The organism is Cellvibrio sp. 25HG11W-0 (genome assembly GCF_057815475.1).
In genome coordinates, this window is the sequence record NZ_CM174230.1 from 37,549 (window position 1) to 60,919 (window position 23,371).

The following is a 23,371-nucleotide window of genomic DNA, read 5'->3' on the forward strand; positions in this document are numbered from 1 at the left end:
GGCCAGTATCCATAAATCAACTTCCATATTTTAGAGGACACTATGAGTACATCATCTGCATTGGTAGTATTTGATTTGTATGGAACGCTTGTACAGTTTGGTGTGACGCATCACCCTTTTCGCAAGATTTTGCTTTGGGCTAGAGAGCATGGAAGAAAACCTCAGGCAGATGATTCGCGCCGAATTATGACGGCAGACAAAGTAAACGAAGATCTGTTTGCTGAACTCAATATATTTCCGCCAAAAGAAATGCTCTTAACATTAAATCGGGAAATTCAAGAGGAACTCGATAGCCTGACATTATTTAACGATGTATTACCAACGCTAACTACCTTATTGGGTATGGGAGTTCGTCTTGCAATTTGTTCTAACTTGGCCAAACCATATGGCGCTGTTGTTGACAAACTACTGCCTCAAATTGATGTGATTCGATGCTTGAGTTATGAAGTAGGAGCGATAAAACCGGAGCTGGAAATTTATGATTGGATTGTGCGTAATAGTCATGTAAGGCCCGAGCAAACACTTTTTATTGGTGATACCTACTTAGCCGATTATGAAGGACCTATTAAATACGGTTTTAAGGCTAGGCATCTTGTCCGCAATCAGCCATCAGAGGGCTTCAAAATTGCTTCGTTGGGAGAAATCATATGTCTATAAACACAAAAAAAGTTACAGACTCAGTTGCAGTTATATTGGCTCGTGATGAAATCCAACACTATTTTGATGGTTCTGATGTCGAACAGTTCCTTATTATACCTTGGGGAGACGAATCAATTAGAAACGCCTCGCTTGCAGATTTTATTATGGAATTAATAACGATAAAAAATACCTCCGATATTGGAAAGGCTGAAGAATTAGTAGCGCTAATCGAAAGGCTTTTTGTATCTGATTTGCAATCAGCCCTGTCATTGATGCGTCAAATACGAATGATTGCTTTCGCAAAACAAGAAGTATTAACAGTTTCACAATGGCTTACAACAGAAGATTTATTAAAACTTGAGGGGTTTAACATTAATGATCCTGATGTTCAATCTGACGATTGGGTGGCCGGGCCGACGGACTAATATTTTCGCTAAAGATTGGTGGAACAGATTTTTTTCCATTCTATGCCTTAGATCCATCGCGGAATTACTTGCCCCACAAAGCGCTCGTTGAAATACTTCGTGTTTTCAAAGACCAGAAAGATGGGTGGGGCATGTCGTATTGGTTTGCCTCCGTTAATAGTTTCTTAGGCGGGAAGCGTCCACAAGACTTATTACTTTCTCATTCAGAAGCTATCGATTTTCGCAAATCCATCAATGGCCTCGTCGTAGTGATAGAGCAAGCGTTGGAACGCTCGGCATTTGAGCCTGCGCTGTATGTATTTTGTAATCGCTCGCGCGATAAACTGAAAATTCTTTATTGGGATGCTACAGGCTTTGTACTCTGGTACAAACGTTTGGAAAAAGCCCGCTTTAAGTGGCCAACACAAATTCAAACTGCAACACTTACCTTGAGTGAACAACAATTACAGTGGCTGCTAGGCGGTTATGATGTGATTGGGCATCAACCGGTATTTTTTCAGCAAGCCAGTTAATTATTTTGATGTAACCTCGGTGGTCGTAGTAAAATACGGCCATGCCAAACTCTCATAAATTACTTGTCGAAATTGATTCGCTTAAAGAGCGAAATAAAATATTGGAGCAAGAAATTCGTTTTCTGCGTGAGCAATTCAAGCTGGCGCAAAGCCGCCAATTTGGCACGTCTTCAGAAAAATCCCCAGATCAACTTGATTGGTTATTTAACGAAGCGGAAGTAATAGTAGACGAAATCCCGGCAGACAGTGACGCAGAGATAACAACAGACGCTACAGCGACGGATATCACATCTGCCGCCACTTCAACTAAAAAGAAAACCGGCCGTAAACCATTGCCCGCCGATTTGCCGCGTGAAACACGCATAATTGATATCGCTGATACAGAAAAAATGTGCCCTTGCTGTAATGGCGACTTACACAAAATCGGCGAAGAAAAAAGTGAACAACTGGAATACATTCCCGCCAGTTTAAAAGTCATTGAAACCCTGCGCCTGAAATACGCCTGTCGTCAGTGCGAAAAGAACGATACGAATACGCCGATTGTGATCGCCCCTGTGCCAGCCAGCCCCATTCCCAAAAGCATGGCCACGCCCAGCTTGCTGGCACACATTATCGGCAACAAATACCAATTGGCACTGCCGCTGTATCGCCAGGAAATTATTTTTAAGCAACTGAATATCGACCTCAATCGCAACACCCTGTCCAACTGGATAGTGCGTAGTGCGGATGTTCTTGAAAGGCTATTGCAGCGATTAACAATAACGCTGCTAACACAAACCGCCATCCATGCAGATGAAACGCCAGTGACAGTGCTTCAGGATGACAAAAAAAATAATTACATGTGGGTCTACTGTAGCGGCAGAGATTCTCCTGATCCGAACAGCTCCGCGAACAACATTGTGATTTACGACTATCAACCCAGTCGCGCAGCTGCTTGCCCGAAAGAATTTCTAAGCGGCTATAAAGGCTATTTACAGGTTGATGGTTATGCGGCTTACGAAAGCACTCAAGCAACACTGGCTGGTTGTATGGCTCATGCACGCCGGAAATTTATCGATGCGCAAAAAGTACAACCAAAGGGCAAAGTAGGCCGTGCTGATTGGGCAGTGGCGCACATTCAGAAACTCTACCGTGTGGAAGCGCTACTGAACGACAAAACACCGGAAGAAAAATATACCCTGCGGCAGTTGCATGCTGCTTGTTTTGGCTGCTGCAAAAGATGAGATGCAGGGAGTTACACACGGTTAAATTGCTAAAGTAAAAACTGCCTGCGAGGGATTTGAATTGCTTGGAGACTGTAATTAAATCTGTGTAACTGTTTATCATTAACCCTCCGAAGGGAAGGATAAACAGTATGAACCCAAAAGACCTTGAAGCCTTTGCCCGCGAAGCGGCAATGCACCTGAAAACCGAAAAAGATCTGAGTAATTTCACCCAGATGCTGACTAAAGTCGCCGTAGAGGCTGCCCTCAACGGTGAGCTGGACGCCCATCTTGGCTATGAGAAGCACCAGAAATCCACCGCCTCCAATAGCCGCAATGGGCACACCACTAAAACACTGAAAACGGAAGAAGGTGAATTCCAGCTCAATACCCCGCGGGATCGTGAGGGCAGTTTTGAGCCGCAACTGGTGAAGAAGCATCAAACTCGCTTTACCTCCATGGATGACAAGATTCTGAGCCTCTACGCCAAGGGCATGACAACCCGTGAAATCGTCGCAACCTTTAAAGAAATGTATGGTGCTGACGTATCACCCACATTGATCTCCAAAGTCACCGATGCGGTGATTGAGCAAGTGATTGAATGGCAATCGCGCCCGCTAGATGCGGTCTATCCGATTGTCTATTTGGACTGTATTGTGGTGAAAATCCGGCAGGATAAGCAGGTAATCAACAAAGCGATTTACCTGGCGTTGGGCGTTACTATGGACGGCCAAAAAGAGTTGCTGGGCCTATGGTTATCAGAAAATGAAGGCGCCAAATTCTGGCTTGGAGTACTAACCGAACTTCAGAATCGCGGTGTGCGTGACATCTTGATTGCCTGTGTTGATGGTCTCAAAGGCTTTCCTGACGCCATCACTGCCGTCTATCCGCAAACCCAAATCCAGCTGTGCGTGGTGCACATGGTGCGCAATTCGGTGAGATATGTGCCTTGGAAGGACTACAAGGCCGTAACCACTGACTTGAAGCGGATATACCAATCCGTGACCGAAGAAGAGGCGCTTTTGGCGCTGGAGCAACTAGGCGAGCGCTGGGATGACAAGTACCCGCAGATCAGTCGCTGCTGGCACACGCATTGGGCGAACCTGCGCACGCTATTCCAATATCCTGAAGACATTCGGCGTGCGATTTACACGACGAATGCGATTGAATCCCTGAACAGCGTCATTCGCCAAGCCATCAAAAAACGGAAGTTATTTCCGACCGATGATTCTGCGAAAAAAGTTATTTATTTGGCGATTCAAGATGCGGCTAAAAAGTGGACAATGCCAATTCGAAATTGGCGCGCAGCATTGAACCACTTTATGATTGTCTTTGATGAACGCTTGAGCGATTATCAGTAACCGGCAGTTACACAGAAGTATTTACAGGCTCATTGCTTGAGCATTCAAGATTAATATCGGACAATTTTCATTAAATCAAATACCTCACGTAGTTTCTCATCTGTTTGTTGGCTATCTCTTAACCATCGAATTTCTATTTCCAAATAGGTTGCCCAAGCAACGCCTTTCTTAAAGTGTTTCCAACTATTATTTTTTGCCGATAATTCAACGTACTGATTTACCAATGAATATTGATTTTTACCTGCTGCGTATTTTGCTAGCTCAAAAGCCTTCTGAATGTGGATGAAAGATTCCGCGAAGATACTGTGGCGGTAATAGAATATAGATCGACTCCAATGTACTATCCATTCGAGAGAAAAATTCAAACCAAAGGATTCAATGTGGTTCTGATATTCATTGATTTCTTCTAGGTTCGAAACCTTCTTCGCCAGCCTTAAACCGCGCATCAATGCTTGAGGAAATTCGCTAGGAAATTCTACTTCTCCAGCTTTAACCAAATAGTCTCGCATTGTAAGTACGTTATGGTACCCAAATTGTTTTATTAAATAATTGATGCAAGAATCGGGTATTTTGTAATCGTTATTACGGTATATCTGATCCATTGTATTTGAGCAAATTTCAGCTCTATCTACGAACAAACTCCAGTAGTCTTGTGCAGCGTCCCACCAAATTTCGTCGCGATCATTTTCTGTGGTTTGAATATTTTTTATATATGATTTAAGTTGATGCTTAATTGCACTGGTGTCGATGTCTAGCCAATCGTTATGCTTTTTAAAAAGTGTCACCATCTCGATCAAGAATTCTGGTCCATAGGCATCGTGCAGTTGCTTTGCTATATAAGTACTTAAGCGACCTATAAATAGAACGTATAGGTAGCTTTCTTTTTCTTTAGTGCTTATGGAGCGATGGTAAGGTTTGCTTGCATTATTTAGATACTCAATTGAGTCTGAGAAATTCCTATGTAAGCCATGCCAGGAAGGAAAAGTTTTCCCAGTAGCCCAGTTATAGGCGTTTTCGTAATTTTGGCGCAATTTAGGCTGATCAGATTTATTCACATCCACTGGAATATGAAATTCGGTTCTGTTTGTCTGACAATGGGAATAGATCCATTCAATTACTTTTTCGAGTGGCCATATAATGGCATTTTCGGAAAAAGTTGGAAGATACCAATCTATCTCTTCTGGTGCGAAAAACGCATCTCTCGAAATATTGAAGTGCATCGTATGCTTTGTAATAGAAACTACGAGTCTTGGTATTGCGTGTGTTCTACAAAACCAACGTAGGCTTTCTTTCTGTGAAAGAAAAGTACCTTCAGTTCGCACTACAGAGCTATAGACTCTGAATAGGTCAAAAAGTGTTTCTCCGATAGCTTTGTTAACTTTGATGTTGGGTATTGTGCCAGTCAGCTCAAATGCTAGTGATCTAATTAGCTCACTACTGTTACCGTTCAGGTCTCCTTCTTCTTTCACAAGACGCTCAATCTGCTTTGACAGACGCTTTACATCGCTTTCACTGAGACCGTCTTGTTCACTACGTTTCCTCGGTAGGATTCCGGTTGCATCAAAGGCGAATTTGAAAAGCTGGCCTAATGTAACAAAGCTCGCGTGCATAACTATTTTGCTTCTCTGTATTATGAAAATTAGCCCACCCAAGACAGTGGGCCTAATGGGGAGTCTATCGTTTGTTTGGATTTAATTGTTTTCCTTTATTCCCGTGGACTTTAGCATTTGTCAGGTTAGTACCCAAAGTCCCGAGATTCTTATTGAGCATATTTGCTTTGTGGTCTAGTTGCTGTTGAGTTAATTGGGGTTTAGATTGCTTAGACATGTTTGCTCCTAAATGAATGAAGTGGAAGTGCCATCCTAAAGCTGGAGCCTTTTTGAGTCTGTAGGAATTTTTGCGACGTAAATTTTGATAGCAACGTTTTCTATTCTTGGCTGCTTGAGTCTGCCACACCAAAGAGAAGCAGACTCTGTAGATATCTTCCATATTTGAAAAAAAGCGAGTAGCCTTGGTTTGACTAAAAAGCGACCAATGGAGGGTTTGGTATGGAACAAATGAAACTGACAATTTGTTTTGAAGATATGGAGTTAGATGAAAAAAATAGAGCGGCTAAGAATTTAGTTAACCATTTGGAGCTCGATGACTTAGATGCCAAAATTAGTATTTCAAGGGAAGAGCCGAATAACATGGATACAGGCTCAATTGTTGGAATAATCTTAGGATCTAGTTCAATTGGATTATTGGCAGGGGGAATAGCTGATTGGATTAGACAAAAAAATCAAACTTCTTTAATTATTGAGCTCGGAAGCAAAAGGTTAGAATTAAAAAACGTTAGACCAGAAGATGTGAAAGCTATCATTGAGGCGTTTTTGAACGGAAACTAAAAATGCACGTTGATCTTGATCGTAGTGCAATGATTTTGATTGGGGCTAGTGAGTATCCAAAGGCGCCGACTTTAAATGATGGAGGATCATCATTTGGATTGGCTATGAATAGAATTTTAAATGAATTAGTACCTTTGGTATCTGTAGAGAAATATCTCCTTAATCTATTTGATTCTGTAGATGGGGCAAGTGATCAGTATGAAAAAATAGATAGTTTTTTAATTGAGATTTCCAAAGAGGTTTCCATTAAAAATTTATTTTTAATTTATATAGGTCACGGAGGAATAGGAGAAATTGATCAATCATATTTTTTAACAATCCGCAATACACGAGATAGCCATCAACAAGAGTCTAGTTTACAAGCTCGCACTATAGCTAATTTATTGAGAATAAAGGGTAGAAATCTAAGAAAATATTTGTTCTTAGATTCATGTTTTTCTGCTTCAGCGGCTTCGGCTTTTATGGGCACTGAACAGAGGGTTGTTAAGGAAAAATTAGTCGAAATAAATTGGAACGGCCATACTCAAGTTAAAACTGGAACTGCAATACTATGTGCGGCTGGAAAACATAAAGCAGCCAAATATTTAGAAAATGGGACCATGTTTTCTGAATCATTATTGCTTGCAATTAAAAAAGGGGATTCAAATAGAGAAAAATATTTAACATTTGAAGACCTATATGAAATTATTAACTTCAATATTATTGAACTTAATCCTAGAAATTTCGTCATTCCAGAAATGCATATTCCAGATCAAAAATTAGGGATGATACATAAAATCAATATACTTCCTAATTTTGGTAATAAATCAACAAAAATAATAGATGATTTATATTGTGAAAAAAAATTGGATGACGGTATTAAAAATGTTACTGATAATATCACTCAAATAAAAAGGCTAAAAATATTAGCAATTGTATTATCTATTATTTTGGCATTTTTTTCGGTCCAATTCATGTTGAATTATATTGATGACTCTAAACAACAAACTATAAAAACAATGTTTAATCTAAAAATAATTAATCCGGAATTGGTAAGTATACTTAGTATTAGAAATCTTAATGGAGAGGATTTTTATAGTTCGTATTCGAAGGGAGAGCCGCTTCCGATGGGAAAGTATAAAATTGAATTGAAATCATATAGATTAAATTTCCCAATTCAGATTCAAGAATTCGAAATAGCAAACACAGATGTTACGGTCGAAATACGACTTAAGGTAAATCCATCAAAACCCAGTTTTAAGCTAGAAGTGAATACGTCGCCTAAAGAAGCAACAATAAAAATTATGAATATTAAGGAGAAATATTTTCCAGGTATATATTTACCCAACGGAAACTATAGGTTGGAAGTAAGCTATCCAAGTTACAAATCAAAAACAGTATATGTAGATATAGATGGTAAAAATGAGTATCCGGTAGTTAACTTGGAGAAAAGATATTAATTGTGGGTAGTTGATTAGATGCTCAATTGAGGATGAGTAGGTGGTTTTTTTGAAGGGCTTACTAAGCAAGAGAAGAAAAATCGGAATTCATTGTTGTCGCTGTTGATTTGCACCGTAGTTAGACCCACTTTTGTATCCAAAATTGACCCAGAATAAAAACGGAACAACTCAACACGTATATAGCTTTAAAGTTATTTCCTGTGGGTCAAAATTCAATGCAAAAGTGGGTCTAACTACGGTGCAAATCAACAGCGTGCACTAGAAGTGCCATTTGATTACCTTTACTAACTGTTTTTTGGCAGTAATATTTTTCCGATCTATTCTTAATCATGTAGAGACTTTTGTCAGAGGAGAAGCTGTGCATCGAGTCGTGCACTCTCCATCCTGCGAATAGAATTTATAGTTTCACCAAAATTCAGGTTCTAATAGATTTATACTATTGCTCAGTAAGTTAAGTTTTCAGAGGCGCGTAAAGAATACAACTGGACTTTCTCGCTTCATATTACTACTTGGACCACTGTTAAAGCGAAATACACATGCAGCATACATGTAGTTAGTATTCTTAAGCTAAACTGAGGTTGAGTATACATTTGAGAATTGATCCTATTCGCCTGGGCGGTTACTAAGCCCTCTTACGCTACGCGAATTCTAGCGGTTTCATCTCACGTGACTCCGTCAGAATTCGCATAGCGACGCGTCTTTGAATGGCTATTTGGCAGTTTTACCTCGCCAAATTGGTTCATATTTCAATGGTTAAAGCTTGAGATAGTTTACAGACCATTTATCTTTCTATATAAGTATATGATTTTAAAGGATTTATGCACTTAATCTGCGAAATTGATGGTATTCGACACGATATGGTATTAATTCAGCATATTTACGTTTGCACATAAAATGCGTAAATCTATATAAATCAATGAGTTAGTAAGACAGGTTATGTGATAACCCACAAATCTCATTTTGTGTGAAATAGCGTTTCATATAAGTGAAATAGCGTCTCATAACGCGTGAAACTCATCTAATCTGTATCGAAGAGTGGGAGCTTCTATAAAAAACCCGAAGTCACATTGTGATTTCGGGTTTTTTATATAAATAGAATTTATTATGCTTAGTTAATTGATAGATCGAAAAGGAAAGCTAAATGTACCTTTGTGATGAAACACTTGATGATCTTCTAAAAAGAGTTTTTGGATACTTTTTAACGCAGTCAGATAAGCTTGATTCGATTAATCCAAGAAAGGGAGATGCAAAAGAGGTATTTGGGGCAATTTTAGAATTAACTAACCCCAGAGCGAGGTTAAGCAGTACAGAGACGAAGGGAACACTTTTTAGTTGCTTGGGAGAACTAACTTGGTATCTATCAGGATCCAATGAATTGAGTCACATTCAATACTATATAAAAAGATATGATGAATATTCTGATGATGGAAAGACCATTCATGGGGCTTACGGTCCTCGTTTAAGAAACATGCATGGAAAATATAATCAGCTGTCAGATATTGTGAGATTTTTAAAGGAACACAATGATTCAAGAAGAGCTGTTATTCAAATCTATGATGCGGCAGATCTATGTCATGATGGAAAAGATGTTCCATGTACAACAACCCTTCAATTTGTAGTCAGAAATAACAAACTTCATATGATGACTACAATGAGATCTAATGATGTTTTTTTGGGTTTACCTCACGATATTTTTTGTTTCACTATGATTCAGGAAATTATTGCAACGCAACTAAAACTTGAACTAGGAACATATAAGCATTCTGTCGGCAGCCTACATTTATATAATGATGACTTTGATAAAGCAGAGCTGTTCATAAATGAAGGATGGCAAAGCACTAAGGCTATGAAAAAAATGCCAGTATTCGACGTTGAATCTAATGTTGTTAAATTTGTAAATTTAGAAAAAGCAATAAGAGAAAAAGGAGTTAAAAAACTGAATGATGAAAAAATTGATAGTTACTGGGATGATTTAGTTATTCTTTTAAAAGCGTTTAACGCATCTAAAGTTGAAAAGGACTTGAATTTTATTAAAAGTCTTGAAAAATCATTAAATGATAAAATCTATTCTCCTTATATGAAAAAGATAGAGCTAAAACTGAGTAGAGAAAAAGATGTTGAATAGTGAAAAAATTAAAATAATAAAAGATATGCTTAGCCACTTATCTAATGATGACTTAGTGAAATTGGAAGTGATTCAAGAAGGTGGGCCGATAATTTCATTTGGTAAAACATCAATATCAAAAATAGCAACAATGGGTCTCAATCCAAGTGATCAGGAATTTTACGGGAAGAATGGAATTGAATTGACTGGTATCCACCGAAGATTTCATACACTTAATTCCCTAGGCATTAAAAGCTGGAAAAATGTCTCGGAATTAGACATTGAGAAAATACTGATTTCATGTGAAGAGTACTTTTTTAGAAATCCATATGATCGATGGTTTAAATCTCTAAATTATATTATTTCTGGCACAGGTGCTTCTTATTACGATGCTTTTAACAGTGCATGTCATTTAGATCTAGTTCCCTATGCAACAAAAATAAAATGGGGAAACCTATCAGAAAGACAAAAAAAATATCTATTAGAAATAGGCTCTAAATTTTTAGCTGATATTATCAATGATGGAGCTATCGAAGTGATTATATTGAATGGAAAGTCGGTAGTTAAAAATTTAGAAGAAATGATAGGATTTCAACTGAACAAAAAGGAGTGCAAGTCTTGGTCCCTACCTAGAGCTGATGGATCTGTTAGGGGAGAAGCTTACAGAGGTACGATAGAGTTTCTTGGAGAAAACAAACTAAATAGACCGATTAAAATTTTAGGTTATAACCACAATATACAAAGTAGTTTTGGTGTAACTAATGAAGCGAAAAATGCCATAAAAAATTGGTTGACTGGGGAAGTGGGACAATTATGAGAAACATGGATATTGAATTGTTTAATCAGATATCAATTAATTTGGATGCTTACACTAAAAATGTAAAAAATCTTTCTATTCTTGAGGATCCTGAAATTCGAGAAGTTTTTATAAAGCAATTAGTAGATAGTGTAAGAAGGATTAAATATGTAACTACGATCGTGGGTAAAAGAATATCTTCATCAATATCTAACCCATATATAGATGGTTTTAATCCTTTAAAAGCTGCTATCTATCATACTAAAAACCAAAATGTAGACGAAGCTTGTTGGTTAGTTTTTTTAATTACACATTTTGGAAAATCGAAGAGTAGTGAATGGTTACTTACTCAGGATTTTTATAAAGGGTTTGATCAAAAAGTCCTTTCTTGGAGTTTAGTTTCTTCAAATTTTCCGATGTTAAGAAACCGAATTGAAAATAGATCAAATGAAATAAGAAATCTACACCCGAAAAGAGCATTCAGCAACCATAGGAAATATGAATCGTTAAAACCGGAAACAACAAAATCAATATACAATGTTTTTAATTCATATATTTCCTTAATTCTAGAATATGGATCTCATAAAAATTTCTTTCAGACCGTGTTGGCTGAGGAAGACGGATGCAGATATGCTTCCTTTGATAACTTGTACAACAAGTTATCAAAGGTGGTATCTTTCGGGAGAACTGGGAAGTTTGATTTCTTGACAATGATTGGAAAGTTAGGAATAGTTGATATAGAACCGCCTAAAACTTACATGAGTGGTGCTACGGGTCCCTTAAGTGGTTGCAAGCTCTTATTTGGTGTTAGTAAGAGTCCCACAGAATTTGAAAAGGATTTATTTGATTTATGTAAATCACTACCAATAAATCCTTTTGGAATGCAAGTTCTGGAAGATGCCTTGTGCAATTGGCAAAAAAGTCCAAATAAATATGTATATTTTAGCGGCTAAAAATTAGCCCAAGAGTAGCGAGTTTTTAATTTATTGAGAAAAGAACTGGAAATAATTGATTTATGTTGTAATTGACCTACAACAATCCCTTTTGATACCCCAATCTTTTTTGCGAATTTTAAAATTCCACGCAAATCTTTTGAATTTAGTTTCAAAAGCTCCCTTTGATATATCTTTGGTATAAGTATATCTTCTGCATAATTATTTGCTTCTTTTTCAATATTAGATATATTGGATTCGTTTGATTCTAATATTAAAGAATAATCTGTGTGCAGTATGAGGTGGCCAACTTCATGAAAAAAAGTAAACCAAAAATGATCATCAGTTAAATACTTAAAGCTCATAATTATTAATGGTCTATTTTCAGCGAGCCAATATGCAGCACCACTAGCTGGACAATGTTGAGGTGATCTAACAATGGCTAGTAACACGCCACAATCAGCTAACAAAGTTCTTAGCTTTGGAATAAAACTAACCGGGTCACTATTAGTAGTTAATCCACGTAAATCTGGAATTTTTTCTACAAGCTTATTTTTATCCCATGGCGAACAATAATGATTGGATACTTGAATTTCACCTTGCCTTAACCAAGAGGCGATAGATTCTTGCTTGTGACTAAATTTATCAGAGATTCTAAAGGCAGTTTCGCCAATCATATAAGTGTATTTTGATCGCCACTCATCTACTGATGCGACACCAAAATAATCTAGGCACGAAAACAATTTTTTTGTTTTATTAGTGGTTCTTTCAATCCATCCAAAGTTAGTCATATCGGCTGTTGGCAAATTTGATAGCCAATCGCTTTCGTCATCTTTTAACAAGCTAACTGTCTTTAAGTTTTCTCGATACTGTTCTTCACGGGTTAACCAAAATTTAGATGGCACGCCGGTGATATTACCAAGAATGCTTGCTAAATTTGGATCGATGATGGTTGAGCCTTTAAATAAGCTTTTTAAAAATGGAACAGTACAATCTATCTGGTTCGCAAACTGATTAACCGTGATGCCTTGTTCGTCAATAAAGTCTAATAACGTTGATCCGGGCGGTGAAACCCAATTCGCATTAAAACTGCTCAAGTTACTCATAATCCACCTACTTGTATGACTTTGACTCGATAAACATAATTCCAGTCAATCTCTTTTGCTGAATCTCTAACGGGGTTGTTATGATTCGCCGATATGACTAAATAAATACCGCTACCCAAGTCAAACTGATATCCCATTTCATCTTTAATTCTAACTTTTGCTGGTTTTCCAATTAGCATTTCAAAGATCGTATCGCTTGCATCAATATCTGAGAGTCGGTTTCGAAGCTTTGAGGCTACTTTTTCACCTAGAAGCTCTTCTGCCTTTTCTTGACGTTCACATAAAAGTCTAATTTCTTTAGTTTCGAAGGAGATTACCAATGCCGTATATTCCTCTTGTGCACTGGATTAAAAGTTTGAACTTAGCATCATTCCATCATTCAATTTCGCTAAGTTTAGTGAGCTCTTTACAATTATTATTTCTTCGCACAGTTTTATTATATATGAGAGCAAAGAGTCTATAAAGTAACATTAAATTACGCGCGTTATTGAAATTGGTGCATGGAAATTGCTTATTGCTGCAACTGTCTGTTTATTAAAGAAAATATGTTTATCGATAGTACAGAAATAATCATCAAAGTATATCACTTTGATGATTAACTTATTGATTTATAAAGAAAAGTTGAAAAAAATCGTTGATAGAACCAATACAGTACCTTAATCTGAATCAAAATATCCTGTATCTGGTACTTCAAATGACCCCTTTTGGCGAATACCTGGAACAACTGAGACGTAGCCGGTATCTGCAGCAAAAGCAGTTGGCTGACATCATGGGGATTAACCCTTGTTACGTAAGCGCCCTCGAAAAGGGCCGTAAAGGCCCGCCTTCTAAAACAGTACTTGAGCAACTTATTGAGAAACTGAACCTTTCTGATGAAGAAGAGAGTCGGCTGTGGCAAAGCGTAGAGCTCTCCGATTTGAATCTCCGGCTACCGAAGAACATGTCCAGACAAGAATTTGAATTCCTATACGAACTGCGCCAAAGCCTTGGTAGGTTAAGTAATAACCAAATAGTCATAATGCAAACGGCTTTGAAAATGGGAGAGTCGACATTCGGAGTGCAGGGAGAAAGAAGGAGGGGTAACGCCATGTAGAAATAACAACGGGACGCACCGGATGGATTGTCCCGCTATTAGATGTAAGTGAAGTACTTACGGCCTGAGAACCAACAGTATCTACACCCTCCGATAGCCCGTCAACCCATCCCGCACACAATTACCTAGTCATAAATCAAACATTACCGATTTTGGTAAGGGGCACACATGTCTTTAAAATCAACTTTGGTGCCATTTGGCGCGGGGGTAGGGGTAGCTTTACGCCTACTTTCTACCCCTATTTCTCCAAACACTCGCGTTAGGGAACCAGTTAAGCCCACCACCGGAAGAGTGGTTGGGTACTTTCCATCAGTTAAAAACAACAGGTCTATTGCCTGGGAGTCCCAGCTGGAGCAGAAAGCCTGCTACATATTTGAGTTCTCCCCAGAAATAACTAAATACAGGGAGCAACCGTTAAACATTTATTACCCACAGAATGGTGAACTTCTTCGTTATACACCCGATTTTGAACTGACGCTGTTATCTGGTGAGTTGGTCTACGTTGAAGTAAAACCAGCCGCTAAGTTACAAACGCTGGAGCTTCGGGAAAAACTGGATGCAATTAAGCAGTATTGGAAAGAGAAGGGGCTACAGTTCCTGATCATTACTGACAGGGAGCTTGATCATCCAATTCTTCAAAGCAATTTAAAGCTCTTGCGTAGTTATTTGCGAGTCAAATGTGACCCTGAGCTTGTTCATATTTCTGCTCATTGGCTCAAACAGCAAAATAATCCAATCGTCGGTGATCTAGCACACTATCTTAATTCCATTAACAAAGTCTATTCGCTACTCGCTCATCAATTCCTGTTAACCAATCTCCACGAAAAAATTCAATACGAAAGCAATCTTTATTTACAGGAGGACAATCGATATGAAAATCAATTATTTTGTAAGCGTCTAACCAACCACACCTAGATTTACTTGCCAAGGCATCAAATCTTCAAGTCCATCATCTGTATTGCGCTTAGGGATTTCTGTCAGCAAATGCTCAACATACTTTACCGGATTCAGACCATTTGCCTTAGCCGTTTCGATAATCGAATATAAAATCGCGCTGGCTCTCGCACCGCTGGCGGTGTTGCTAAACAGCCAGTTTTTGCGGCCGATCACAAAGGGTTTTACGGCGCGCTCCGCGCGATTATTGTCGATGCACAGTTGTCCGTGTTGTGTGTAGGTAGTGAGCTTTCTCCATTGTCGCAGCGTGTATGCGACCGCATGACCTAATGTGGATTTAGGGGGCGTCTGTTCCACTGATTTATCGAGCCATGCTTTAAATTCAGTGAGCAGCGGTACAGCATGCAACTGCCGCAGGGTATATTTTTCTTCCGGTGTTTTGTCGTTCAGTAGCGCTTCCACACGGTAGAGTTTCTGAATGTGCGCCACTGCCCAATCAGCACGGCCTACTTTGCCCTTTGGTTGTACTTTTTGCGCATCGGTAAATTTCCGGCGTGCATGAGCCATACAACCAGCCAGTGTTGCTTGAGTGCTTTCGTAAGCCGCATAACCATCAACCTGTAAATAGCCTTTATAGCCGCTTAGAAATTCTTTCGGGCAAGCAGCTGCGCGACTGGGTTGATAGTCGTAAATCACAATGTTGTTCGCGGAGCTGTTCGGATCAGGAGAATCTCTGCCGCTACAGTAGACCCACATGTAATTTTTTTTGTCATCCTGAAGCACTGTCACTGGCGTTTCATCTGCATGGATGGCGGTTTGTGTTAGCAGCGTTATTGTTAATCGCTGCAATAGCCTTTCAAGAACATCCGCACTACGCATTATCCAGTTGGACAGGGTGTTGCGATTGAGGTCGATATTCAGTTGCTTAAAAATAATTTCCTGGCGATACAGCGGCAGTGCCAATTGGTATTTATTGCCGATAATGTGTGCCAGCAAGCTGGGCGTGGCCATACTTTTGGGAATGGGGCTGGCTGGCACAGGGGCGATCACAATCGGCGTATTCGTATGGTTCTTTTCGCACTGACGACAGGCGTATTTCAGGCGCAGGGTTTCAATGACTTTTAAACTGGCGGGAATGTATTCTAGTTGTTCACTTTTTTCTTCGCCGATTTTGTGTAAGTCGCCATTACAGCAAGGGCACATTTTTTCTGTATCAGCGATATCAATTATGCGTGTTTCACGCGGCAAATCGGCGGGCAATGGTTTACGGCCGGTTTTCTTTTTAGTTGAAGTGGCGGCAGATGTGATATCCGCCGCTGTAGCGTCTGTTGTTATCTCTGCGTCACTGTCTGCACGGATTTCGTCTACTATTACTTCCGCTTCGTTAAATAACCAATCAAGTTGATCTGGGGATTTTTCTGAAGACGTGCCAAATTGGCGGCTTTGCGCCAGCTTGAATTGCTCACGCAGAAAACGAATTTCTTGCTCCAATATTTTATTTCGCTCTTTAAGCGAATCAATTTCGACAAGTAATTTATGAGAGTTTGGCATGGCCGTATTTTACTACGACCACCGAGGTTACATCAAAATAATTAACTGGCTTGCTGAAAAAATACCGGTTGATGCCCAATCACATCATAACCGCCTAGCAGCCACTGTAATTGTTGTTCACTCAAGGTAAGTGTTGCAGTTTGAATTTGTGTTGGCCACTTAAAGCGGGATTTTTCCAAACGTTTGTACCAGAGTACAAAGCCTGTAGCATCCCAATAAAGAATTTTCAGTTTATCGCGCGAGCGATTACAAAATACATACAGCGCAGGCTCAAATGCCGAGCGCTCCAACGCTTGCTCTATCACTACGACGAGGCCATTGATGGATTTGCGAAAATCGATAGCATCCTTGTACAGAAAAATAGCAGGCGGATCAACAAAGCAGCGCATTATGCAAGCGCCTTAATAACGTCCGCTAACCATTGCGCCGATACTCCCGTGGGCATACGCAGCTGTGTGGCACCGATGTGAAGCTGAATACTTTGGTTTTCGAGGGGTTTTGTCGTTATCGCAACAAAGCGATTTTCTGCGGGTTGCGTCGCCAATTGCTTTTTGCGTGTACTGAAATATTTATTATCAATCTCGCGCTCTGCGCAAAATGCCTTCGCGGTTTGTCCTGAGGCGGCTTGCTCCTTAATCAGTGCTCGCCATTGCTCTTGTGTTAATCTGGCCATCATCATTCCTCTGTTGAAAAAGGATTAGGCTAATGATTGGTGGCCAAAATGGGAATGTGTGCTTTATTGGACGCTTACATTATTTTCATGCGGGTTTGCATCTGACATTGAATGATATTGAATTTCGAATTGAGCGTATCTATGAATCCGGAGATTGCTTACTTGAACGAATGAGTGATCACGCAATAGTACAGAGATCAAAAGTTGAATTAATAAAGCTGTTTGAAGAGGGAATTATCCGTATTGAAGGAAATGAATCCAAAAAAAGCGGGACAAAAAGCCGAAATTCAATTGATGTAGCTGGTCTTTCGGAAGATCAACAAAAAATAGTACTTAGGAAAAGAGAATACATAATAGGAGCAGAAAAAATGCTTGGAAAAAAACCAACTTTAGTAAATATAGAATTATCCACAGAAAAAGTAGCAGACCTGTTAAACGACATTAAAAAGCCAAGTGCTTCAAGCGTATATCGATGGTGGAAATCATGGGTGGACTCGGAAAATAACATTCTATCTTTGCTTAATAGGCAATCTCCTCCTTTTAAAGCACGTAGATTCAAAGGCTCTTCAGAAATCATTAATGAAGTAATCGAAGAGCATTATTTAACAAACCAACGCACATCAATTCAGGATGTATATGATCAATTGTGCTATCGACTTTCAGAAATTAACAAAGCACGGTTGTTACCTTTAAAAATTCCTAGCAGAGCAACCTTTTATCGAATGATTAAAGATCTTGAGCCTTATGAATGCATGTCGGCTAGACAAGGAAAAAGTATTGCCGACAGGCATTTTCGTGCGGTAGGGGCGGGTGTTTCTACAAGCTACATCTTGGAAAGGGTAGAAGTTGACCATACTCCCCTTGATGTAATGGTTGTGAATGAAAAAACAGGTCTTCCTGATGGCCGCCCATGGCTTACAGTCCTTTTAGATAGAAATTCAAGAATGCCTCTTGGCATCGAAATAGGGTTTGAACCACCTTCCGAGCTGGCAGTTATGAGCGCGCTTAGAAATTCGATAAAACCCAAAGCAGAGATCCTTAAAAAATATCCAGATATTTCTAATGACTGGCCAGCTTATGGAATTCCAACAACGTTGGTTTGTGACAATGGACGAGAATTCCATGCTACAAATCTGAAAAGAATGTGTGCTGAATTAAATATCGAAATACAGTTTTGCCCAAAGAAGCAGCCTAATTATAAAGGAGCCGTTGAGCGTTTCTTGGGAACTCTTAATCGAGCTGTATGCCATCGCCTATCGGGTACAACATTTTCGAATATCCAGCAACGCAGTGAATATGACTCTGCATCTTTAGCTAAAGCTACATTAGCAGAATTAAAATCACTTATTCATGAATGGATCGTGGATATCTATTGCCATGAAATAAATCGAATTACTGGGAAGACACCTTATGAGCTATGGAAGGAGGGTTTAGAAAAAAGAGAACCATTATTGCCCGAGAGCATTCAACAGTTAAATTTAATCCTTGCTAAAGAAATGCAGCGAAAGCTAAACCACGAAGGAGTAATAATTTTTGGAATCGCCTATAACTCTGCTGAACTAGGCGCATTGAGGCGGAGGTCGGATACTACCTTTGATGTCAAGGTCAGATTTGATCCATCTAATCTGGAATCAATTTGGGTTTACGACGACATTAACGGAGACTACATAGTAGTTCCGTCGATTTACCCTGAATATACAACAGGCTTATCTTTACTGGAACATCGAGCTATCAAAAAATTAGAAAAGCAAAATGGAAAAAACCAACAGGATGTATTGTCTCTATTAACTAAAAAGGCAAAGTTTACTGAGAAACTTAGAAATTTGAGTAAGAGTACAAAGATACGACCACGACAAAGAGCCGAACGGCACAGTTTACATAAGCAAGATGGATCTACTGACATTAAAAAAAGATCAGATCTAGTTAAACAGAACGCTTTGAGTTTTACAGATTTTAGTGTTGAAGAAATCCCACGCTTTGATACAACCAAGCGAGGTGAGTTTTAATGATTCTTTCAGTTGAAAAAATGGAACTGGTAGCTGAATTAAAAAAAATGATTATCAATCACCCGCAATTCGATAAGGCATATGAGCAGCTATTAAATGCCTATTACATGAATGTTAGAACGGGAGTATCTGAGCACATTATCTGTGTGGGCCAATCTGGTACAGGAAAATCAACGCTCAAAGAAAAATTGAGAGATTGCATAAATCCGCCGAAAAACAATCAAAAAACAATAACGCCAATTTTAATTGTAAATACACCGGCTCTGCCAACTGTAAAAAATCTTGCGGAAGAAATGCTAATGAAACTTGGCGATTTTAGATATTACTCTGGATCAACCATACAGAAGACTACCCGAGTACATCACTATTTAGATCAGTGTGAAGTCAAGATGATCATCTTTGATGAACTTCAACATTTTATTGATAGAGGAAAAGAGCGTAAATCAGAAGAAGTAGCAGATTGGTTAAAGACGGTTATTGATCAATCTAAATGTTCAATCGTGCTAATGGGTCTTGAGAGATGTGAATATTTATTCAGAATTAATGAGCAACTAAGAAGACGTTTCAGCAGGCGAATAGATCTTCATCCCTTTTCGATAGATAAACATGAGTCATTCATGGGATTTATGGGCGTAATTTATGCGATTCTTGATAGAATAAAATTAACAGCGAGATTTGATTTTAATAATAAGGAGTTCATATCGGCAATTTACTACGCAACGGATGGCGTGATTGCCAACATGATAAAACTTTTTGTTGGAGTAATTGAGCTGGTTGATTCTGTGAAAAATAAGATGATTGCTAAAGATACATTTGAAATAGCGTTTACTGAAAATATATGGATTGAAGGAAAGGGAGAACTGAACCCTTTCAACAAAGCATTTATCTGGCAACGGCTAAATAAACCTGGAATGCCATTTCATCGTATCGATATTATAAAGGAAACAGAGAAGCATGAAGACAAACACAATAATTAAGCCGTTAATACATCCACCTTGCTTCCCTGATGAATTTCCAACTGGTTATTTGATTAGGTTGGCTGATATTAATAAGTACCAAAATATATTTTGGCTAATAGATGCTGATTCCATGGAAAAGCGCGTCAGAAATGTCATGTATTATCATAAAATGTTACAACTAACTGATTGGGCGGGGTATGAGAATAATAAGTTTCGAAAGCTCTCCTCGTTGTATGTGAAGTACTTCGATATGTTGCATATGCGCTTTTGTCCATTGTGCATAAAGGATTCTCCTTACATAAGAATTGGCTGGCAATTGAGGCCGTCTTATGTCTGTAGGACGCATCAACTTTGGCTAAGAGATAGTTGTTCCAAATGCGGAAGTCGAATAACACTTATACATCCTAAATTAACAGAGTGTAAATGCGGTCATCCGCTTTCAGACCAGGAATTATTGAAGGCTTCTGGTGACATGATACAACTTCAAGAGTTCATTGACGGTGAGCATGCCATGAATGAAGAGCTTTATATCGGTTTAGCTAAAAGATTGGAATTCATTTTGTTGTTCAACAAGTGGCTTCGCTTTAGAGGTCAATACAAAGCTTTAGAAAATAGTAAAGATGCTCGAGATACATTAGGGGATGCGGCTGAAGCTATTTTTGGTGGTAGGCTAGGATTTTTTAATTTCTTAAATAGGCTTCAAGCTTTAGATTCTAGAGGAGCATCCATCAAAGATTTTCGATATGCACTATATGAGCGCTTTCCCGGTAATGAATTCTCTTACTACAAATCCCTTATGGAGGAATACATTAATCAAAACTGGGAGAGACCATTGACCAGACGAAATATTCATTTTAGTCGGAAGACATTGCATGAGCATCCGTGGATTGCATTTGCAGTTGCTTGCAGGGAATATGATATATCCAAGACTGTGCTACGAAAGGCATTTTTAAATGGTTACGTAAGGTTTAAAACTGAAACAAAAAATAAGCGGATATTGACCTATCTGTATAAACCAGACATTAGCGATCGCTATTTAAGGATTAAAGATTTAATTACGTTGAAGGAAGCCAGACTGGTACTTGGACTTGGTAAGGAAAATTTCACGGCACTGGTGAATCATAAGTTATTCAAAGTATCAGTTTCACCGGCTGAAAGTGGGCTTGGAAGCTGGTGCTTCTCACTTGAAGAAATGTATAGTTTTAGGGATCAGCTAACTCGCGTTGTACATAGTATCCCAGGAGCTACTTGGTCATTTACCGAAGTTATGAAGTACTTTAGCGGGAGGTTGGATGGTTTCCTAATCAAACTAACAGAGTCAATCAAAAATGGTAGCCTCAGGGTTTCATCTCTAGATTCTGATAAAAACGGCTATTTGTCTCTGAATTTTCTGAAACGTAATTTTGTGCTATGGCTGGAATTTAACAAAAAAAACGAAGAGTTTATTAGTGTTCCCTTACTTGCAAAAGTATTGGGAGTTCAACAGCAGTTTGCTTATGAGCTAGTACACCGGGGCATTATAAACTCAAGCATATGTTTTGATAGTCAAAATGCTTGCATAAGTCATTCGCAGCTTTCTGAGTTCAACAATAAATATGTAATCTTGTCCAAGTTAAGTAAGGCTGTGAATATCAATTCCCGAACATTAATTAGCTATCTTGCATCCAGGGCAATACTACCTATTGATGATGACACAGAAAAACCACTGAGGCAGAAAGTATATTTAAAAGAACAACTGAGATATATTTGTATCCTTTCACAGTATTTGGACAGATTGACTGACTTTGAAGCTGGTGCTGATTTTACGCCCCTTGAATCCAGAAATGAAAAAGGTTATCTTCCTGATGCCTCGGTTTTTAGAGCTGAGGGAATACTACAGGATGTCAACCAATATAATGATGTCAATATGACAGGTTATCTTGAATGACACGGCGAACGGTAAGGGCAGCATACAGTTGTTCTCCAAGACGCTACACATAGTATATGTGATTGTTAACACACGCGGCTCGCACTAGAAATGGTGTCAGATGGTGCTTTTGAATGCACTTGGTTATGCCGGTAGGGGCAAATTGAGATGGCCGCAATCTCTTGCCCCTACCGGTTTGGCTAATCAGGGAATTAAAATGAGTTCAGAGGACTGGTATCGCAAAAGAAACTATCTGCATTTTGATAGACCCGTTTCGGAAAAAACTGCAGCAAAAATCATAAAGAATCCTCAGGCTATTGCAGCCCACTCTTTTTACCCTTTTATCAATTATTCAATACACTGCTCGAAAATTTATAAAGACGATAACGATCAGATTGCTGTAAAGGAAAAAAATCGCCCGATATCCTATGCTGCTCATCTAGACTCTCATATCTATTCTTATTATTGCCATATCTTGACTCCTCTATATGAAAAGCAGTTACATGAGTCAGATCTTGAGCGTAGCATTTTAGCTTTTCGCAAGCTTGGAAAAAGCAATGTTGATTTTGCATTTGAAGCCTTCAATGAAATCAAATCGCTAGGCGAAAAGTTTGGTGGTTGCACCGCGATAGGTTTTGATATCACAGGATTTTTCGATAATCTTGACCATGACTTATTAAAACAATCCTGGCAACAGATAATAAATAGCGATAGCTTGCCTGATGATCACTATGCAGTTTTTAAATCCCTCACAAAATATTCTAAAGTAGATAAGCAATCTCTCTACAAACTACTTAATATTTCTGAGCATAATCCGAAGAACAATAGATTCAGAGTATGTACACCGGAAGAATTTAGAACCATCGTTAGACCTAATGCATTGATCGTAAAAAATCCAAATCAGAAAGGAATTCCCCAAGGATCACCAATAAGCGCATTTTTATCAAATATCTATATGCTGGATTTTGATAAATTAATGTCTGAGGCCGTTAAGGAGATAGGAGCAACTTACTATAGGTACTGTGATGATATGTTATTCATAGTCCCTATAGAATATGAATCTACGTTAGCTGGTTTTGTAAGGAAGGAACTTAATAAGTTAAAAATCGATATTAACCCTAACAAAACTGAAATTAGACAATTTATCTCTCTCGCCAATAGATTTTTATCTGACAAACCGCTTCAATATCTTGGCTTTCTATACGATGGCGAGAAGATATTGATACGCTCTGCAGCACTCGCCAAATATTCGGAGCGCATGCGTAGTGGTATTCGCCTAGCTAAAAAGACTAAGATTAAAAGAAATAGGATAAAGATAAACTTAGGTCAGAAACCGACAAAGCTTTATAAAAGAAAAATATAGAGACTGTAATTAAATCTGTGTAA

23 protein-coding genes are annotated in these 23,371 nt (G+C 38.7%); 16 read left to right on the top strand and 7 right to left on the bottom strand.

The features are described 5' to 3' along the window. Positions 1–42: 42 nt before the first annotated feature. The 5 genes from AC0KUT_RS00150 to AC0KUT_RS00170 all read left to right on the top strand — a co-directional run bounded on the left by AC0KUT_RS00150 (position 43) and on the right by AC0KUT_RS00170 (position 4,139). A complete protein-coding gene (locus AC0KUT_RS00150) occupies positions 43–657 on the top strand; it encodes an HAD family hydrolase (RefSeq protein ID WP_488832542.1) in 615 nt (204 codons plus the stop codon). Continuing rightward, the gene (locus tag AC0KUT_RS00155) at positions 648–1,064 is read left to right on the top strand and encodes a hypothetical protein (protein ID WP_488832544.1); all 417 of its coding nucleotides are present in this window, start codon (positions 648–650) and stop codon (positions 1,062–1,064) included. Before AC0KUT_RS00150 ends, AC0KUT_RS00155 begins: the two co-directional genes overlap by 10 nt. Positions 1,065–1,195: 131 nt before the next feature. Next, positions 1,196–1,576, top strand: coding sequence for an IS66 family insertion sequence element accessory protein TnpB (gene tnpB / locus AC0KUT_RS00160; RefSeq protein ID WP_488832545.1), 381 nt, complete (start codon positions 1,196–1,198; stop codon positions 1,574–1,576). A gap of 41 nt (positions 1,577–1,617) precedes the next feature. Next, positions 1,618–2,799: an IS66 family transposase gene (tnpC, locus tag AC0KUT_RS00165; protein WP_488832546.1), complete on the top strand. Its 1,182-nt coding sequence runs from the start codon at positions 1,618–1,620 to the stop codon at positions 2,797–2,799. Positions 2,800–2,930: 131 nt separating this feature from the next. Then, positions 2,931–4,139 (top strand): IS256 family transposase, encoded by a 1,209-nt coding sequence (locus tag AC0KUT_RS00170; RefSeq protein WP_488829801.1) that lies wholly within the window; start codon positions 2,931–2,933, stop codon positions 4,137–4,139. Positions 4,140–4,189: 50 nt separating this feature from the next. Here AC0KUT_RS00170 and AC0KUT_RS00175 read toward each other — a convergent pair whose 3' ends face one another. Next, positions 4,190–5,749 (bottom strand): hypothetical protein, encoded by a 1,560-nt coding sequence (locus AC0KUT_RS00175; RefSeq protein ID WP_488832547.1) that lies wholly within the window; start codon positions 5,747–5,749, stop codon positions 4,190–4,192. Between the two features lie 64 nt (positions 5,750–5,813). Beyond that, complete coding sequence (locus AC0KUT_RS00180; RefSeq protein ID WP_488832549.1) at positions 5,814–6,128, bottom strand: hypothetical protein; 315 nt, start codon at positions 6,126–6,128, stop codon at positions 5,814–5,816. A 59-nt stretch (positions 6,129–6,187) separates the two neighbouring features. On the opposite strand from AC0KUT_RS00180, the gene AC0KUT_RS00185 reads away from it, so the two are divergent. The 5 genes from AC0KUT_RS00185 (at position 6,188) to AC0KUT_RS00205 (ending at position 11,818) form a co-directional block, all read left to right on the top strand. Beyond that, positions 6,188–6,526, top strand: a complete 339-nt coding sequence (locus tag AC0KUT_RS00185) for a hypothetical protein (RefSeq protein WP_488832550.1) — start codon at positions 6,188–6,190, stop codon at positions 6,524–6,526. Between the two features lie 2 nt (positions 6,527–6,528). Beyond that, positions 6,529–7,965, top strand: coding sequence for a hypothetical protein (locus AC0KUT_RS00190; RefSeq protein WP_488832552.1), 1,437 nt, complete (start codon positions 6,529–6,531; stop codon positions 7,963–7,965). Between the two features lie 1,141 nt (positions 7,966–9,106). Beyond that, entirely contained in the window at positions 9,107–10,090 is a 984-nt protein-coding gene (locus tag AC0KUT_RS00195; RefSeq protein ID WP_488832553.1) for a thymidylate synthase, read from the top strand. Further along, positions 10,080–10,886, top strand: a complete 807-nt coding sequence (locus tag AC0KUT_RS00200) for a hypothetical protein (RefSeq protein ID WP_488832554.1) — start codon at positions 10,080–10,082, stop codon at positions 10,884–10,886. The genes AC0KUT_RS00195 and AC0KUT_RS00200 overlap by 11 nt, the downstream gene beginning before the upstream one ends. Positions 10,887–10,891: 5 nt before the next feature. Beyond that, positions 10,892–11,818, top strand: a complete 927-nt coding sequence (locus AC0KUT_RS00205; RefSeq protein ID WP_488832556.1) for an alpha-glutamyl/putrescinyl thymine pyrophosphorylase clade 3 protein — start codon at positions 10,892–10,894, stop codon at positions 11,816–11,818. Here AC0KUT_RS00205 and AC0KUT_RS00210 read toward each other — a convergent pair. Both AC0KUT_RS00210 and AC0KUT_RS00215 read right to left on the bottom strand, forming a co-directional pair. Further along, positions 11,815–12,903 carry an ImmA/IrrE family metallo-endopeptidase gene (locus tag AC0KUT_RS00210; protein WP_488832558.1) on the bottom strand — a complete coding sequence of 363 codons (1,089 nt, stop codon included), beginning with the start codon at positions 12,901–12,903 and terminating at the stop codon, positions 11,815–11,817. The genes AC0KUT_RS00205 and AC0KUT_RS00210 overlap by 4 nt on opposite strands. After that, a complete protein-coding gene (locus AC0KUT_RS00215) occupies positions 12,900–13,223 on the bottom strand; it encodes a hypothetical protein (protein WP_488832559.1) in 324 nt (107 codons plus the stop codon). The genes AC0KUT_RS00210 and AC0KUT_RS00215 overlap by 4 nt, the downstream gene beginning before the upstream one ends. A gap of 374 nt (positions 13,224–13,597) precedes the next feature. Here AC0KUT_RS00215 and AC0KUT_RS00220 point away from each other — a divergent pair, with 374 nt between their 5' ends. Then, positions 13,598–13,996 carry a helix-turn-helix domain-containing protein gene (locus AC0KUT_RS00220; RefSeq protein WP_488832560.1) on the top strand — a complete coding sequence of 133 codons (399 nt, stop codon included), beginning with the start codon at positions 13,598–13,600 and terminating at the stop codon, positions 13,994–13,996. 168 nt (positions 13,997–14,164) lie between these two features. Next, the gene (locus tag AC0KUT_RS00225; protein ID WP_488832561.1) at positions 14,165–14,911 is read left to right on the top strand and encodes a TnsA endonuclease N-terminal domain-containing protein; all 747 of its coding nucleotides are present in this window, start codon (positions 14,165–14,167) and stop codon (positions 14,909–14,911) included. Here the strand turns inward: AC0KUT_RS00225 and tnpC (AC0KUT_RS00230) are convergent. Genes tnpC (AC0KUT_RS00230) through tnpA form a run of 3 tightly spaced genes read right to left on the bottom strand, consistent with a single transcriptional unit; the run spans position 14,894 to position 17,120 of the window. After that, positions 14,894–16,441, bottom strand: coding sequence for an IS66 family transposase (gene tnpC, locus AC0KUT_RS00230; protein WP_488829883.1), 1,548 nt, complete (start codon positions 16,439–16,441; stop codon positions 14,894–14,896). The genes AC0KUT_RS00225 and tnpC (AC0KUT_RS00230) overlap by 18 nt on opposite strands. Before the next feature lie 41 nt (positions 16,442–16,482). Then, positions 16,483–16,830: an IS66 family insertion sequence element accessory protein TnpB gene (gene tnpB / locus AC0KUT_RS00235; protein WP_488829882.1), complete on the bottom strand. Its 348-nt coding sequence runs from the start codon at positions 16,828–16,830 to the stop codon at positions 16,483–16,485. Then, entirely contained in the window at positions 16,830–17,120 is a 291-nt protein-coding gene (gene tnpA / locus AC0KUT_RS00240; protein ID WP_488829881.1) for an IS66 family insertion sequence element accessory protein TnpA, read from the bottom strand. The genes tnpB (AC0KUT_RS00235) and tnpA overlap by 1 nt, the downstream gene beginning before the upstream one ends. Before the next feature lie 26 nt (positions 17,121–17,146). On the opposite strand from tnpA, the gene AC0KUT_RS00245 reads away from it, so the two are divergent. The 4 genes from AC0KUT_RS00245 to drt2 all read left to right on the top strand — a co-directional run bounded on the left by AC0KUT_RS00245 (position 17,147) and on the right by drt2 (position 23,348). Next, on the top strand, positions 17,147–19,120 hold the full coding sequence (locus AC0KUT_RS00245) for a transposase (protein ID WP_488832563.1): 1,974 nt from the start codon (positions 17,147–17,149) through the stop codon (positions 19,118–19,120). Further along, entirely contained in the window at positions 19,120–20,097 is a 978-nt protein-coding gene (locus AC0KUT_RS00250; RefSeq protein WP_488832564.1) for a TniB family NTP-binding protein, read from the top strand. The genes AC0KUT_RS00245 and AC0KUT_RS00250 overlap by 1 nt, the downstream gene beginning before the upstream one ends. After that, entirely contained in the window at positions 20,075–22,006 is a 1,932-nt protein-coding gene (locus tag AC0KUT_RS00255; protein ID WP_488832565.1) for a TniQ family protein, read from the top strand. The genes AC0KUT_RS00250 and AC0KUT_RS00255 overlap by 23 nt, the downstream gene beginning before the upstream one ends. A 100-nt stretch (positions 22,007–22,106) precedes the next feature. Further along, positions 22,107–23,348, top strand: a complete 1,242-nt coding sequence (gene drt2 / locus AC0KUT_RS00260; RefSeq protein WP_488832566.1) for an antiviral reverse transcriptase Drt2 — start codon at positions 22,107–22,109, stop codon at positions 23,346–23,348. Positions 23,349–23,371: the final 23 nt, after the last annotated feature.